Origin of the sequence: Novipirellula sp., from assembly GCF_041583735.1 — a bacterium.
Taxonomy (GTDB): Bacteria; Planctomycetota; Planctomycetia; order Pirellulales; family Pirellulaceae; genus Novipirellula.
Genome location: NZ_JBFHFD010000007.1, coordinates 1 through 16,683, shown reverse-complemented (window position 1 = coordinate 16,683; position 16,683 = coordinate 1). Strand labels below are relative to the sequence as shown.

Sequence of the window (16,683 nt, the reverse complement as noted above, 5' to 3'; positions counted from 1 at the left end):
GCGTGGGCGTTCCGCCCACGCTCACCCCATTGATTTCAGTGAGCGAGTCGTACACGGACCGTATCACCCGTAACCAATAACACGCGTAGCCGAACTCGCCGGAGTTTGGTTACACAGCGTTTCACCAATGAGTCTCATCCGAGGTGCTTGAGAACGGACTTGCCCTGGATTTAGCAGTTGCTGACTTGACGCAAGAGGGGAGTAATGCGACTATATAGACCATTGTCTCGTGCTGCGCCCACTTCATTGCATAAAGTGGTGATGCACGAGTGAAGTCTCTAAAGCGGTTTAAGTTCATTTAAGCTGTGGCCTTGTAAGGCCAATAAACCCAAGGAATTTATCATGATCCGCAGTTCAATGCTTTTGCTTTCTCTTTTTGTGATGACCATTTCACTGACCGGGTGCGGTTCCAACGATGGGACCACCTACGACGTTGATTCGGCGCCTCCGGTGACTCAGGATGAGGTCCAAGCGAGAGAAGATTACGAGGCCCAGATGAAAGCTGAACACGCAAAGCAATACGGAAGCTAGTTCTTCCCTGACAAAACAGCCTTTCGCTATTCTATCCCGTTTTGAGAGGTGGTTGGTTGGCTGATTTACAGGTGTGTGGTTGCAAATTGTCTGTCGCAGCCGTCTGCCGTTTATTCGTGTTTTTTTCGAGGATTTCTCGCGAAATCCTGTGAAGCGTAAGGACGTCCTGTGAAGCGTAAGTACGTAATTCCGTAAGTTTGAGCGGAAAATTTGACAACGCTCCAATGGTCTGTTAACTTCCACTAGGTTTGGGCTGTGCGCAATTAGGTTGCGCAAACCCAATCATTTCTTCTTCTCTTCTTTTAATTGTAAGGCTGAAAACAAATGAATTCTAAATCGAGGCGGGGTTTTACCCTCGTCGAACTGCTGGTAGTCATCGCGATTATCGGTGTGTTGGTGGGGTTGCTACTTCCTGCGGTCCAAGCCGCCCGGGAAGCTGCACGCCGCATGAGTTGCAGTAACAATTTTAAACAGTTGGGGTTGGGGCTGCACAATTATCACTCCGCATACGACAAGCTGCCCATGCAGCGTGGTGGTACATATGAGCTGGGGGGGGAAAGCAACCGCTTTAATCTCTCGTTTCTCGTTGGAACACTGCCCTTTATCGAGCAACAGTCGCTCTGGGAGCAGATTTCAAATCCCAGTAATATTAACCGAGATGGCACACCGCGAAGCCCTGTCTGGCCTCCAATGGGGCCCGGTCCCTGGTACGCGGATTACCGTCCTTGGGTGACGCAAGTCAATTCGTACCGCTGTCCGAGTGATCCAACGCAGCCGACTGCGACCCAAGTGGCATTCACGAATTATGCTGCCTGCGAAGGAGACGCTTTCTTCGAGCAGCACCACAATGGCAAAAACAATAATGGCAACTCGAGTGGCGATGGAACTTGGGGCGCAGAGGCCGGCAATCGCTGGGCTCGCGGAACGTTTCATGGGCGAAGCTTTACTGGCTTCCGCGATGTTCTCGACGGTCTTTCCAACACGATCATGTGTGGTGAAATCGTCGTCGGAAATAGCCAGAAAGAGACTTTCAGCAGCATCCACCGGGACGGTAACGTGGCCTCCGTTTCGCCGAACTCTTACGAAACCAGTGGAGTCATTGACCCCAATCGACCAAATTTTTGGTCGACGACAGCCAACTGGGATAGTAACCCGAATCACCAACGCGGACGTCGTTGGAGTGATGGTCGGCAAACGTACACAACCTTCGTCACCATTCGCCCACCGAACGGTTACAATGTTTGCCGCGGTGAGGGAAATTTCGGGATTTACTCTGCTGCTAGCCGTCACCAGGGCGGGTGCCATGTGCTGATGGGCGATGGCGCCGTGAAATTTATCACTGAATCGATTGAAGCGGGCGATCAGAGCCACGTTCCATTTGGCCGAGCCAATCCAGGAAATGGTCTGGGCGCCAACGATGGAGTGGGCATGGCAAGTCCCTACGGATTGTGGGGAGCCCTGGGAACCCACGCAAATGCAGAGACGATTGGCTCGGAATTCTGATATGGGCTACAGTGCTTTAAGCTAGCACAGTTTGCTGCTATTTGATGACGGACGTGACTACCTAGGTCACGTCCGTTTTTTTTGTGCCTCGCGGAAGTAGGCAGGACACTCGAAGATTCAAGGACAGCTCGGTTCTTCAAAATTGCGTGGCTTTCTAAGTCGCGTTCATACTCCGTTTATTGTCTCGACGATTAGATGAGTCACCGTGCTCCCACAACGGTTTGCCCAATGAGAGACAAAGGTATCATTGCTTTGTCTTGAGGGAATTCGCGAGTCTTTTCGAGAGAGCGTTCCCATGGCGCCGATTGCTACTGGTTGAAGGGGCGGGCATGGCTATATTACAAGGCGAACGTCGATGAAACATGTTAGTTGCTGGCTCCGTTCTTCGAAGCGTTTTAATTGCTTCTCGACTCACAATCGAAAGTTTGATTTGCGAGAGTGTCGAGTATGTATGCCGTATCTGTTCGTTGTTCTGATTGCAGCAGCGACTGCTGGGTGTGGTGGTAGCGACACCGGAGTGTCGTCGGAGGAACTTCTTCGGCGTCAGCAGTTGAAACAAAGTGCCGCTTCGTCAAAAGCAAAAACCATGGACGAGCGTCTTGCGGCGGCTCGAGCGTTTCTTGATCAGCGGAATCATGTTGCGGCGCAAACGGAGCTGCGGCCCTTGATGATCTCGGATCGCGACAATCCTGCTGTCCTTTTGCTCGCGGCAAAATGCGAAGCGGCCGCTGGCGACAAACTTGCTGCCGTCAATCTTGTCGGCGGCATCGGCGAAAGTGACGCGGACGCGTACCGCGAAGCCCTTTGGGTTTCATCGGGGTGGTTGGCCGATTTGCAGCAATATGACCACGCGATCGAGCGTCTCCAGCAGATGTTGTCGCTCGAGCCCGATGCCGCTCAGGGGCATCGGCGAATCGCGACGGTGTTGGACAAGCAGGGGCGTTTGTTTGAAGCGGCTTCTCATCGAAAAACATTATTGCGGCTTGGCGATTTTAGCGAAAAAGACTTGTTTTCGCTGACCGATCGAACTCGTCCTGTGATCGATGGATCCTCTAGCGATGCGTCTCGCCAGGACGCTTGGATCGCCAGCCCGCTGGCGGAGACTCGGCAGGCCTATTCAAACCGTGACGTCCATCGCACGCTCCGGTCGGTGCAGGGGATGGTGTTGCAGGATCCCGATTCGACCGCGGTTGCTGCATTCGCAGCACGTGTTTATGCCGAATTGTCAGAAGACCAGAGGCTTGCCGATTTGCTCGGGCAACTGCCTCCGGGGATCGGCCGCGAGCCCGAGTATTGGTACGCGATTGGATTGTGGCTGCAGCGACAGGGACAACATCGTGAAGCGGTGCGATGTTTAGGGGAAGCCATTGCTCGTGACGAAACGAATCGCGGCGCACTGTCGGCCCTGATGCGTTCATTGACATTGTTAGGAAAGACCGAAGCGGCGAACTGTGTGAATGAGCAGTTGCAGCTATTGAGCGAGACCTTGCAGATTGCGTCAACGTTCGCTGCTCGTCCTGGAACGCCTGAGGAATTAAAGCGAATGGCAGAGTTGCTCGTGGATCTTGGGCGACGTGATGAAGCGATGGCATGGCAAATGGTTGCCGGGAAGCGGTATGCTGCAAGCGATGATGAGCTGCAACTTCTCTCGCAACAATTGTCGTCGCTTGCACACGGGGCCGGTTCGAATGCGTTTGCTGCAAAACGGGTTTGCAATATCGATTTAGAAAAATGGCCGTTGCCGTCGTCCCAGTCGTTGGCGAGTCGGGGATCCAACAGCCTTGAATCCGGTGCATCACCAAGCCCCACGGCGTTGGGGGCTGAGATTCGGCTCGTGGATGTGGCGGATCGTGTGAGGTTGAACTTCCAATACGACAATGGAGATGATCCATCGGACGATTCAAATCTGTTGCACCACATGACCGGTGGAGGGATTGGAGTCATTGACTTTGATTTGGATGGTTGGCCCGATTTGTACCTCGCACAAGGTGGCGGAGAGGCGTTTGACCCGCTTGGTTCCAAGCCCAATGCACTGTTTCGCAATCAAGGTGGAAAGCAATTTGAGGAATGTGGCGAGCGGTCGCAAACAGGCGACCTTGCATATGGGCAAGGCATTGCGACGGCGGACATCAATCAAGACGGGTTCCCTGATTTGCTCGTCGCCAATATCGGCCAAAATATGATTTACCGGAACAATGGGGACGGCACCTTTGCGAAAAGCGAATTGCCACAGGTCAATTCACAAGGTGATTGGACGAGTTCGATTGCGTGTGGCGATTTGAGTGGAGACCATCTGCCCGAGATCGTTGAGGTCAATTACGTCGATGATCCGTCGGCAATGGAAATTTACTGTTCTCCTATGCGAGATATTTGTAACCCAAGTGTGTTTAAGCCTGCGGTGGATCGCGTTTGGCAAGTGGATGTCGAGGGTGGTTTTTCGGCGTACCGCGGATGTGAGGGAATGGATTCAAAGCCGAACTATGGATTCGCAGCTATTATCTCAAGTATTGATTCGGTGCCTGGTAATGAGTTGTTTATTGCGAATGACACCGGGTTCAACCATTACTGGGTTGAGCAGCGGTCGACCGACGATCAATCCCGTCGTCGTTCGGGCCGTGCTAGTGCGGATCTGCAAACATCGCTCCAGCCAAGCCGTCGGTTGGTTGAATCAGCGTCGGTGTTTGGCTGCGCCGCAGGGATTCAGGGAGAACGTCAAGGATGTATGGGGATCGCCAGCGGGGATTTTGACCGCAATGGGCAGCTTGATTTGCATGTGACCAATTTTTGGAATCAGGCGTCGGATCTTTATTTGCAGCAGCCGAGTGGTTTGTTTGTCAATGCAAGTTCTACGCATGGGCTTTATCCCGAAACTCGGATGACGGTCGCATGGGGGACGCAAGCGGTTGATTTTGATCGCGATGGCTGGCTTGATCTCGCGGTGCTTAACGGTCATCTCGCCGATCATCGCCATCGCGGTGAACCGTATCAAATGAAGCCACAGTTGTTTCGTGGCAATCAAGATGGATTTCAGCTTGTTGATCACAAATATGATGGGAAAGACTATTGGTCTAGGCCAACACTCGGTCGTACGATGGCGGTTCTCGATTGGAATCGGGACTCCAAGCCAGATCTTGTTACAAATCATTTGGATGCGCCGGTTGCTCTACTTGAAAATCAGACGCAATCGAGCGTTCCCATTCAGTTTGAATTGGTGGGGACGGCAAGCGAGCGAGATGCCATTGGTGCGGTGGTCAAGATTCAATGTGGCGACCAGAGTTGGAGCGGTCGGGTCATCGCGGGTGATGGCTTTTTGTGCAGCAGCGAAGCCGTCGTTGACTTTGGGATCGGCCTGGCGGAACAGGTCGATGCTGTTCACGTCGTCTGGCCCTCTGGGGAAACGCAATTATTCAGCGGGATCGAGGCGAACGCGCGGTATCTGATTGTCGAAGGGGATTCGGATCTGCATCAGCGATAAGCGCATCGGCCAACCTTCCCCGCTAGAGTGCTGCTTCTTCGATTGTGATCACTTGATCCAGGGGGATGCTGTCGAGTTGCTGAACTTGGCCGCTGGTCCAGCGGACTTCGATTTGACATGGGGCGTCAAATTCGCCGCAGCCAATGACAAGCGTTGGCTGGTGGGATGTTCAAGACACGCCGCGTGACCGGTTTCCGTGACACGCTCGATGGATTGTCCAACACGATCATGGGTGGCGAGATTGTGTGTGATGCAGGTCGCCGCGAGATCATCGCTCAGCCGGTACCAAGGCGTCGCCCATGTGTTGATGGGCGACGGCGCGGTGAAGTTCATCACCGATTCGACCGAGGCCGGTAATCAGACGGTAGGGATCATCGTTCCCGGAATGGCCAGTCGCTATGGTTTGTGCGGCGCGCTAGGGACGGCGATGGGCGAGGAAACACAGACGCTCGAATAGTCACGCTGGTTTTTCGTTCAAGCAGAAAGCGGGTCGGCTCCGATGAGTCGATCCGCTTTTTTGTTGCGTGATTTAAGTGGTGGCGCAACGTGCGTAAAGCCGTCGTCCACGTTGGTGGCAAGTAGACGGATGGTTTTCACGAGGCGTTGGGGGAGAGGCGGATTACGACGAGGCTTTGGTGTTGACGTACATCATCCGCAATGCGTGAAGGGCTTCAGAGAGCATTGTGGATTCATCGTCGCTGAGATTGCCTTTGGTCTTTTCGCCAAGCATGTCGATCGTATCGATGTAATGTTTGGCAAACGGTTTGTTGACCTTGGCTTCGCCGCTGGCGGGGTCAGGGATCTGGCCCAGCGTCGCCATTGCTTGAGTGAACAGCATCGAGATCAGTACTTCGAACGATGCCGGAGGCGGTGCTTGCATCGCTGCGTGTTCACCCCCCTGTTCCGCTTCATTGGTTGCGGAAGCGTCGGTGGTTGGTGCAGTTTTCTCGGCCGTCACCGGTTTGTCGTCGGGGGCCTGCTTTGACGGCTCGCTGTTGCCGCTGTCGGACTCGGCCGCCGCTTTCGCACTGGCGGCCTCTTTTTCTTTAGCGACCTGCTCTTTCCAGTCGCTGTCGACAATGATTTTGGGTTCTTCGGATGGGTTTTTGTCGTTGGGGTCGCTCATGGCAATACCTTTGAAATCGGTGACGTGTCGGGACGTTGATTCCAGTTGTTTCTATCGTTGGCTGACGCTGGGCGCTTCTTTGTTTTCACGCTGCAGACGTCGGTCGACTGCGGCTTGGACGAATCCTGCGAACAACGGGTGTGCCTTTAGTGGTTTGCTCTTGAATTCAGGGTGGTACTGAACGGCCACAAACCATGGGTGATCAGGCAATTCGACGACTTCGACCAATCCGCCATCGGGGCTTGTTCCCGCAAAACGCATTCCGCTGGCTTCAAACTGCTGGCGATATTGGTTGTTGAATTCGTAGCGGTGGCGATGGCGTTCGTCGACTTGGTCGCTTTCATAGGCTTTGCCCGAGATGCTGTGCCGGTCCAATTTGGTGGGTTGGCTGCCCAGTCGCATCGTGCCGCCCATTTGTGTGACGTTTTGCTGTTCGTCGAGCAAGCAGATGACGGGATACGGTGTGTCTTTGTCGAATTCGCTGGAGTGCGCGGCTTCGAGTCCGACCACGTTGCGGCCGTATTCGATTACAGCGCACTGCATGCCCAGACAGATGCCCAAGAATGGAATACCACGCTGGCGTGCAAATTGGATCGCTTGCACTTTGCCTTCGACACCACGTTCGCCAAATCCACCAGGAACCAAGATGCCGTGATAGCCGCTTAGCAGTCGCTCGGCGCCCTCGCGTTCAATATCGGCGCTTTGGATTCGTCCCACACGGATTTGCGCGTGGTTGTGGATGCCTGCGTGATCGATCGCTTCATAGATCGATTTGTAGGCGTCTTTGTGCTCGGCGTATTTGCCCACCACGGCGATCGAGACTTCGTGATGAGGGTTGCGAAGACGGTGTAGCAGGTCGGTCCAAGGCGAGATGTCGAGGGTCGATGCCGGCAGTCCCAGTTTCTTGACAACCAATTCATCAAGTTTGTTGTCGACCAACGAAAGTGGAACCTCGTAGATCGAGAAATCTTTGTCTTTCTCTTCGATCACCGCTTCGACCGGCACGTTGCAGAACAACGCGATTTTTTCGCGATCATCGCGACTGATCGAATGTTCACAGCGGCACACGAGCACGTCTGGTTGGATCCCGATTTCACGCAATTGGCCGACCGAGTGCTGAGTCGGTTTCGTTTTCAGTTCGTCGGCGGCCTTTAGGTAAGGCACCAGCGTCAAATGCATGTACAGGCAGTTTTCGCGTCCCACGTCGAGCGAAAACTGACGAATCGCTTCGAGGAACGGCAGACTTTCGATATCCCCGACTGTGCCACCGATTTCGGTGATCACCACGTCGACGTCGTCGCCCCCCATTCGCTTGATCACCGACTTGATCTCGTTGGTGATGTGCGGAATGACCTGAACGGTTTTGCCTAGGAATTGGCCTTTGCGTTCTTTTTCGATGACCGACAGATAAATCTGGCCCGTCGTGTAGTTGCAATCGCGAGAAAGTCGGCCCGAGGTGAACCGCTCGTAATGCCCCAGGTCGAGGTCGGTTTCGCTACCGTCATCCAGGACGTAGACCTCGCCATGCTGGTAGGGACTCATCGTCCCTGGGTCGACGTTGATGTAGGGATCCAGCTTTTGCATGCGGACCCGCAACCCTCGCTGCTCGAGCAGCATCCCCATCGAGGCGCTGGTTAAGCCTTTGCCAAGCGAACTAACAACGCCACCGGTTACAAAAATGTGTTTCGTCATGGAACGAAATCATACCCAAATGGGAAAAAGACGGAAGTCGTCGCAAAGCTGCAGAATTGCTTTTAGCGAATCCGCTCGGCAAACGCTTGGAAATCGGCTTCGGTGTCGATGCCCGGCGCGGCCGATTGGACGCGTGCGACGACGATTCGCTTGCCCGCTTCGATCGCTCGCAGTTGCTCGAGCCGCTCGGATTGCTCCAGCGGGCTGGGCGGTTGCTTGGAAAACCACTCTAGAAAATCGCGGCGATAGGCGTACAAGCCGACGTGGTGCCAAAACAGCGGCGGTTCCATCGCCAGCGTTTCGGGGGTAATTCCGCCGCGACAATGTGGCACCGCCTCGCGGCTGAAATAAATCGCGTTACCGGCGAATTGAGGATGGGCGGGCGGTTGGTTGGCCTGCCCTGCCCTGCTCTGCCCCGTTTCGCACCCACCCCCCGCTTCGCACCCACTCGCCGCGACGACAATTTTGACGCAGGCCGGGTCGTGCAGCAGTGACTCGTTTCGGATGGGAGTTCCGATCGTGGCGATATCGGCTTGGGCATCGTTGATCAGCACCGTGCCGACTAGGTCAACCGTCGCGGGGTCAATTTCGGGCTCGTCCCCTTGGACGTTGATGAACACATCAAAATCAGGAAATTGGACGGCGACTTCGGCAATCCGATCGGTCCCGCTAGGGCAATCGACGCGGGTCATCACGCATCGGCCGCCGAACGAGTTTACTTCATCCGCAAGTTTAGGATCGTCGACCGCAACCACCACGGCGTCGGCAACGCTGGCTTTCGATGCGGCTTCCCAGGTATGACGGAGTATCGACTTGCCCCCTGCGCTGCGAAGCAGTTTTTCGGGGAGTCGAGTCGATGCCAGGCGAGCGGGGATGACGATCATGCAGCGATTGTTCATCAGAATTCCGAAGTCCTCGTGTTTTGCGAAAATTCATACTCACGTTTCTCATGATCCCGTCAAAAGTGGGTCAAGGTAAACGGGGGCGACCTTGCAACTTGGGCGTTTGACAATGATTTGGCAAGCAGATAGAGTCGTCAATTAACGGTGAGCGGTGCCGCAAAGTCAACGGATCTTGGATTTTGCGGAAACAGGGAACTTCGGTGAAATTCCGAGACGGCCCGGCCGCTGTAACGGATGTTGTTCGCGAGGGAATGTCGCTCTTGGTGACGTTTTCGCGAACCGCCAACTTCTCACTCTTTCGTGCCATTGTTCTTCAAATCGCCTTTGTCGCCATCGGGCGTCGGCCAATTTGGGAATGAGAAGGCGGAAGAAGCTGGCATGCATCCTAAGTCAGAAGACCTACCGCGTCACCGGATGCTTTGGAACTCGCTGCCCACGCCGCGATTCTCGAAAAACCTTCTTGGGTGAGGTTAGCGTCACGATCGGACCGTCTCGCTGTGCAAAAGGCGTTTTGCAGCGAGCCGTTGTTGTTGATTTTCCTAGGCATGAATGCTGTCGGCGACCCTCCCCTGCCCTTCGCGTCTGCGAACCCAGCGGTAGATATCCGGCAATATCCACTCGGTCTTTCCCCTTTAAATCGTTGGCGGTACGTCGATGAGGTTCCTCGATTGTGGACGAACAAACCCGCTGTGGGATAGGCTTCGCGTCTGTCATCCGCAGTCGGTTTCACGCTCACAAATAAATCGATCAAGATCTTGCGGCCAGCAACGCGGCTTCACGCTGATCGAGTTGTTGGTCGTGATTGCGATCATCGGAACCCTTGTTGGATTGCTATTGCCGGCGGTACAGGCGGCTCGCGAGGCCGCACGTCGGATGCAGTGCCACAGTCGTTTGCATCAGATCGGGCTGGGACTGCAGAACTATCACGCCGCGTTCAACCAATTTCCCATCGGGGTGATCCAGCCTCGCCCGCTGTGGCCCCAGGGCAAAGAGTTCGCTTGGTCGGCGATGATGTTACCGCAGATCGAACAGACCGCAGTTTGGCAGCAGATTGATTTCGGCGTTCCCTACGACGATCCGAAAAACGCCGCTGCCGCAGCATCGGTCATTTCGACATTCATCTGTCCCTCGACACCTCGCAGTGACAATTTGAAAAAAGGTCGCGGGGTGACCGATTACGGCGGCATCTACGGTGAACGAATTTTGAGCACCAACAATCCGCCCTCGGGCGTGATGATTTACGACCGAGCGATGCGTTTTCGTGACATCTTGGACGGCACGTCGACGACCGTCGTGGTATCCGAGGACGCTGATTTTCCGGATGGCCAATGGATCAACGGAAAGAACTTGTTTGATCAAGCCTTCCCGATCAACAAAGCGCCCAGTTTTGAAAACGACATGCGAAGTTTTCATCCGCAAGGCGTCAATGCAGCCTTTGCCGATGGATCGGTTCGCTTCCTCAACGAGAGCATGGATCTGACTGTGTTAGCGGCAATTTGCACGCGTGCGGGTCACGAAGTGGTCTCTGATTTTTGATTTTTACACTGTTTGCAACATCCTGTGACGCTCGAGATTGAGCTTCCGCACATGGATAAACTCCACACGATAAACACCTAATATGCGTCAACGTACAAACCAACTCCGCCGTCGCCGCCGACTGATTACCGAACGACTCGAGGATCGACGATTGTTGGCCGCCGGGCCGTATGCACCTGCGGCGGGCCAATTCGGCAGTACGGCGATCGCGATGGACGATCCCGCGATCGTCGCCTGGGCAACCGATTGGAAACAATACGCCCCCGGTTCCGAGGTCAGCGCGACGTTCCAGACCCCCGAAAAGGCGTTGGGACCCGCGGTCGGAACCAGTTTCGATATCGTCTCGCTCGGCCGTGGCGGCGAAATCACGTTGCAGTTTGATATTCCGATTCGCGATGGACTGGGACCCGATTTTGCCGTCTTCGAAAACAGCGTGACCGATACGTTTCTCGAACTCGCTTTCGTCGAAGTTTCCTCCAACGGCACCGACTTCTTTCGCTTTGATACTGACTCGTTGACCGATTCATCCGTGAATGGTTTTGGCAGCGTTGATCCAACAAACATTGATGGTTTTGCCGGAAAGTATCGGCAAGGATTCGGAACCCCCTTCGATTTGAATGAATTGGCGGGCATCAGTGCGGATTTGGACGTCAGTGCAATCAGCCATGTTCGTCTGATTGATATCGTTGGTGACGGATCGCAAACCGATTCCAGTGGCGATACCGTTTATGATCCCTATCCCACGGTTGGCAGCGCTGGGTTTGATCTCGATGCCATCGGGGTGATCAACCAAGCACCCTATGTGGTTTCGTCGGTTGGATTTGAAGATGTAGGTCAGTCGCTGACACCCGAGTCGCACTGGAACGGGCCCGTTTCCGGTGGCACGACCAGCGAGGGCCCTTTTGGTGACCAGGTTACCAAGGGGGAATTCACGAGCGACGAGGCTCAGTTTAACAACGCCTATTCGCTTGATTATGGTTCTTGGTCCGGTTGGGCGTACTCTAACGAAACCAACACATCGACCCCAGGGTTCAGCAACCAATTCAGCGCCATCGCCGGGGGCGGTGCGAATGATTCATCCACCTTCGGTGTCGCCTTTGCCTCAGCGACCGGTGACGATGTCGCAAAGGTCACGTTACCCGAGGATGCGGGGGCGTTGCGGTCGATCCAGATCACCAATACGACCTACGCCGCCTTGTCGATGCAGAACGGTGACTCTTTTGCAAAGAAATTCGGTGGTGCATCGGGGACGGATCCTGATTGGTTCCTGTTGACGATCGAAGGAAAAGACGACTCGGGAGCGAGTGTTGGGACCGTCGATTTTTATCTGGCCGATTATCGCAGTGACGATTCATCACTGGACTACATCGTGGATGTTTGGGCCGAAGTCGATTTGAGTTCGTTGTCCAACGCGAACTCGCTCGAGTTTTGGGTGACCTCGTCCGATGTGGGCGCGTTCGGGATGAATACCCCCGCTTATTTTGCGATGGACGAACTGTCCTTTTTGACCCCAGGAATCGCAGTCGATGTGTTGGACCATGCGATTGTCGAAAACGCCGGTGCCGCTGCGACGACCGGCCGGCTGACACGCGGCGGAGACGACTTGTCCGCCGCGATGACGGTCGGTCTTTCTAGTGACACGGCCGGGCTGATCATCCCGCCGACCGTGACGATTCCCGTAGGCCAAGCGTTCGTCGATTTCGCAATCGGGGTGACCGATAACGACCAAGGCAATGGCGATATTGCGGCATCAATCACCGCAACCTCAGGTGACTTGCAAGCGGTTCGCGAGATCACGATCATCGACGACGAGGTTCCCACCTTGACCGTGTCGGTGGCCGCCGAAGCGATTAACGAAGGCACCACGGTCTCTGGAACGCTGACGCGTGTCAATGCGGATACAACCCAAGCATTGACGGTCCAGCTATCGAGTTCCTCGCCAACGATCGCGTCGGTTGCTGCGACGGTCACGATTTCAGCAGGGGCCGCCTCTGCGACCTTCGCGATCGCGGCGATCGATGACGATATCGATCATGGAACGACCACGGTTCAGTTCACTGCGACGGCGACGGGGTTCCTTTCACTGCCAAGTTCGGCGGAGGTGATTGACAATGACCAACCCGCGATTCGTGTGACTGCAAGCGACAGCACCTACAGCGAATCCGATGCTGCTGCGACCACTCGATTTGAAGATTTAGGCGTCGGACTCGGCAACGAATCCTTTGACAATGGTGCATCCGGTAACGGGCAATTCGTCAGCGATAATTTGACGCTGAACAACGCCTACAACGCCACGTATGGTTCCTGGTCCGGTTGGGCGATCTCTAACACGACCGATACAACGACGCCCGGCTACCTGAATCAATATAGTGCAATTGCGGGTGCCGGAGCCTACGGGTCTCGGACGTACGCGGTGTCGTCGGGCTACGCCGCCGACTTGCCTAGCATCACTCGCGACAGCGATAACGGTGTCGGGTTCCAGCAGTTGTCGATCACCAACACGACTTACGCCGCGCTGTCGATGGCCAACGGTGACACGTTTGCCAAGCAATTTGGTGGCGCCGATGGCTCCGATCCCGATTGGTTTCTGTTGACGATCGAAGGCGTGGACGAAGCCGGTGATTCGGTTGGAACGGTCGAGTTTTATTTGGCTGATTTTCGTTTCGACGATCACTCGCTCGATTACATCGTTGACGAGTGGACGGTGGTCGATGTGTCGTCACTCGGCAGCGCCGTCAAGCTCGAGTTTGCGTTAAGTTCGTCCGACGTCGGCTCGTTTGGGATAAACACGCCTGCCTACTTTGCGGTCGACGATATTGTGATCGCCCAGCCGATTGATCCCGCCAACCCGGTTCCTTTCATCACCGTGTCGCGGCAAGAAATGGACTTGTCCGAGCCGCTCGACGTCAGACTGACCAGCAGTGATGCAAGTCAATTGCGAGTTCCGATGTGGGTGACGATTCCCGCCGGACAAGCCTCCGTCGAGGTGCCGCTGAGCATCGTTGATGACATCGTGGTCGATGGCGATGCGGTCGTCACGATTGCGGCAACCGCCGATTCGCTATCAAGTGAAACGACGGTGACCGTCCAAGACAACGATCAGTCGACGCTCACGGTCACGCTCGGTTCGAACGAGCTGAATGAGTCGCTTGGCAATGCCAACGCGGACTTTGAAGATGCGGGACAACGACTGGTCGACAATTCGTTTTACAAAGGCCAAGACGGTGCGGGAAGCTTCCAATCGGGAGACCTCGTGTTTGCCAATCATTACAATCCGGCCTGGGGTTCATGGTCCGGTTGGGCGTTCTCAAACACCACCGACCAAACCACGGCGGGTTACACAAACCAGTTCAGTGCGTTTGCGGGAAGCGGTGCGAATGGATCGTCAACCTACGCGGTGGGCACCGGAGCAACCGGAAGCTCGGCCGCAGTCATTCAAAAGAACCGTGACGGATTGTTCGAATCGTTGATGGTCACCAATACAACGTATGCGGCATTGTCGATGACCCAAGGGGATGCCTTTGCCAAGAAGTTTGGTGGCGAATCGGGCGACGATCCCGATTACTTGTTGTTGACGATCGAGGGACTCGATGCGAGCGACCAGTCGATCGGAACGGTCACATTCTATCTTGCCGATTATCGCTTTATCGATAATTCACGGGACTACATCGTCCAAGATTGGACGAAGGTCGATTTGACGCAAATCGCCGCAGCGGATCGGCTCGAACTGTCCGTTGCCTCGACGGACGTCGGAGCGTTTGGAATGAATACTCCCGCCTATTTTGCGGTCGATGATGTTCGTGTCCAACCCGCTGCCGAGCTTGCCGGGCACGGCATTGTTCATCGCAACGATGATGATTTGTCGAATCCACTCGTGGTGACGATCAACGCCGAACCCTCGAGCAATTTGTTATTGCCCACCACGGTGACGATTCCTGCCGGTAGTGCTGTCGCGCCGTTCTCGTTTGATGTGGTTAACGACGGTGTCGCCAGTGGCGACAAAGCGATTGCCGTCTCCGCAGCGGTGGACGGTTACACGTCAGTGCCGGGGCAAATCAGCGTGGTCGATGACGACGAAAAACAGGTCGGATTGTGGCTTGATCAATTGGCCTTCGCCGAAGACGCTGGCGTCGGTGCAGTCACGGGAGTGATTTCACGAAATGATGCCAATCTTGACTCGGCGATCGAAGTGTCGCTCGATGTCGGAACCGCCAGCGGGATCGTGTTGCCCACGACCGTGACGATTCCTGCGGGCAGCCGCTCGGTTGTTTTCGCCGGCGACGTCGTCTCGGACGGATTGGCGGGCGAGGACCAAACCGTGACGCTCACGGTCCAGGCGACTGGCTATTTGCCTTCGACCGCCACCATCGAGCTGACCGAAGTGGACCAGCCGGGCTTGTCGATTGAGTTTTCGGCTGCTGCGGTCAGCGAAGATGGCGGCGAGGCCGCTGTTGATTTGACCGTGTCGCGAAATACCTTGGACATTTCTGAGTCGCTGCTGGTTTCGCTCAGCGGCGTTGTCGATTCTCGTCTCGATCTGCCAGCCACAATCACCATTCCCGCAAACGAACGTTCGGCATCGATCACGATTGATTTGATCAACAATGTGCGGCTTGACGGTGATCGTGACGAAGAGGTGACGGTCGCCGCCGACGGTTTCGTCGACGGGGTGGGAACAATTCAAGTCGACGACGATGAGGTCGCGGAAATCGAACTCGTGGCCAGTGGTGGTACGACTCAAGTCAGTGAATTGGGGACGAGCGATACATTCGAAGTTCGCTTGACGGCACAGCCGGCGACCGATGTCGTGCTTGCGGTCGCCGAATCCACCTCGGGTGATTACACGCTCGATAACACGCGGTTAGTGTTCACCAGCGACAACTGGGATGTTCCACAAACGGTGACCGTGACCGGCGTCGCTGACTTCGTCATCGAAGAAAACGAGTCCCACTCGATCGTCGTGTCGGTGGTCCCTGGGGAATCGGACGCTGGGTTTGCCGCTGCCGAATCGGCTTTGCTGACCTTGTCAATCGAAGAAGTCGCGATCGAGAATATCGAATTGGTCAGCCAAGATGACGTGTTGGCCATTCGTGATCTCGATTCCGCGAACACCTTTGCCTTGACGGATGCGGAAGACGGATTGCAGTGGGTGGGCGACGATCGCACTCAGCACCTAAGTGTGGATGCCGCCGTCGTGGGGGATCAAGCCATTACGCTCGACTTGGCGGGTGGAAACGACACCGTCACGCTGAGCGGTTTGTCGACCTTGAAAATCGATGGCGGCGATGGGTTTGATCGCTTGACCGTGACACTTTCGGAAAGTGAAATCGATCTCGCCGCTTTCCTGGCGAACCAGATCAGCGGTTTCGAAGAAGTGGTGATCACGACGACGGAAGCAAAAGTACTAAGTTTGGATGCCAACGCAATGGCTCAGGCGTTTGGTCCTGGGACTTCGATGGTGCTCCATATCGGTGTGTCGCAACTGACCGCGAATGCCGATTGGACGCTTGCGGACCCGACCTTCGTTTCCGGCGTGTTCGCCCAAGTGCTTCGGTTCGAAGGGGTTGAGATCTTGGTCGTCAGCGATTCGCCGTGGCGAAATTCGCGAGACCGATGGGACGTCAACAATAGCGGGTCGGTGACGGCGTCGGACGCGCTGACGATCATCAACCGATTGCCACTGCAAGGACAATCGGGGCTGCCAGTGATCGAGTCGCTCGCTGATTTTACTGGGATGTATTACGACGTTTCGGGCGACGGCAAGGTCACCGCGCTGGATGCACTGAACGTGATCAATCGTCTGAACAGCACCATCGAAACGCCGCCGGCAGAACCCGAAATAACGACCGCCCTGTCCTTGCCTGCGGCAACGCAGTTTGCGGTGGAACCCTCGGCGCTAACTTGGTCTGCGACGAGCT

At 55.3% G+C, this 16,683-nt stretch carries 9 protein-coding genes, 1 pseudogene and 1 riboswitch; of the genes and pseudogenes, 6 read left to right on the top strand and 4 right to left on the bottom strand.

All coding sequences use genetic code 11. From position 1 onward, the window contains the following. The first annotated feature begins 342 nt into the window (after positions 1-342). The 3 genes from ABX962_RS01400 to ABX962_RS01390 all read left to right on the top strand — a co-directional run bounded on the left by ABX962_RS01400 (position 343) and on the right by ABX962_RS01390 (position 5,509). Complete coding sequence (locus tag ABX962_RS01400) at positions 343-531, top strand: hypothetical protein (protein ID WP_372715913.1); 189 nt, start codon at positions 343-345, stop codon at positions 529-531. A 324-nt stretch (positions 532-855) separates the two neighbouring features. Further along, positions 856-2,034: a DUF1559 domain-containing protein gene (locus ABX962_RS01395; protein ID WP_372715911.1), complete on the top strand. Its 1,179-nt coding sequence runs from the start codon at positions 856-858 to the stop codon at positions 2,032-2,034. Between the two features lie 451 nt (positions 2,035-2,485). Continuing rightward, complete coding sequence (locus ABX962_RS01390; protein ID WP_372715909.1) at positions 2,486-5,509, top strand: FG-GAP-like repeat-containing protein; 3,024 nt, start codon at positions 2,486-2,488, stop codon at positions 5,507-5,509. Between the two features lie 22 nt (positions 5,510-5,531). Here the strand turns inward: ABX962_RS01390 and ABX962_RS01385 are convergent, their stop codons facing one another. Beyond that, complete coding sequence (locus ABX962_RS01385) at positions 5,532-5,621, bottom strand: hypothetical protein (protein ID WP_372715943.1); 90 nt, start codon at positions 5,619-5,621, stop codon at positions 5,532-5,534. Positions 5,622-5,671: 50 nt separating this feature from the next. On the opposite strand from ABX962_RS01385, the pseudogene ABX962_RS01380 reads away from it, so the two are divergent. Beyond that, positions 5,672-5,966: pseudogene (locus ABX962_RS01380) on the top strand (DUF1559 domain-containing protein); the annotation flags it as partial. A gap of 162 nt (positions 5,967-6,128) precedes the next feature. Here ABX962_RS01380 and ABX962_RS01375 read toward each other — a convergent pair. The 3 genes from ABX962_RS01375 to ABX962_RS01365 form a co-directional block, all read right to left on the bottom strand. Continuing rightward, complete coding sequence (locus ABX962_RS01375) at positions 6,129-6,635, bottom strand: DUF1844 domain-containing protein (RefSeq protein ID WP_372715907.1); 507 nt, start codon at positions 6,633-6,635, stop codon at positions 6,129-6,131. A gap of 51 nt (positions 6,636-6,686) precedes the next feature. Further along, a complete protein-coding gene (locus tag ABX962_RS01370) occupies positions 6,687-8,327 on the bottom strand; it encodes a CTP synthase (RefSeq protein WP_339936787.1) in 1,641 nt (546 codons plus the stop codon). 62 nt (positions 8,328-8,389) lie between these two features. Continuing rightward, entirely contained in the window at positions 8,390-9,226 is an 837-nt protein-coding gene (locus tag ABX962_RS01365) for a 3-deoxy-manno-octulosonate cytidylyltransferase (protein ID WP_372715904.1), read from the bottom strand. A gap of 135 nt (positions 9,227-9,361) precedes the next feature. After that, positions 9,362-9,651, top strand: a riboswitch (cobalamin riboswitch). Between the two features lie 232 nt (positions 9,652-9,883). On the opposite strand from ABX962_RS01365, the gene ABX962_RS01360 reads away from it, so the two are divergent. Both ABX962_RS01360 and ABX962_RS01355 read left to right on the top strand, forming a co-directional pair. Beyond that, a complete protein-coding gene (locus ABX962_RS01360) occupies positions 9,884-10,765 on the top strand; it encodes a DUF1559 domain-containing protein (protein WP_372715902.1) in 882 nt (293 codons plus the stop codon). Positions 10,766-10,847: 82 nt separating this feature from the next. Further along, positions 10,848-16,683 (top strand): DUF4465 domain-containing protein (locus ABX962_RS01355; RefSeq protein ID WP_372715901.1); only part of this gene is annotated, 5,836 nt, incomplete at its 3' end.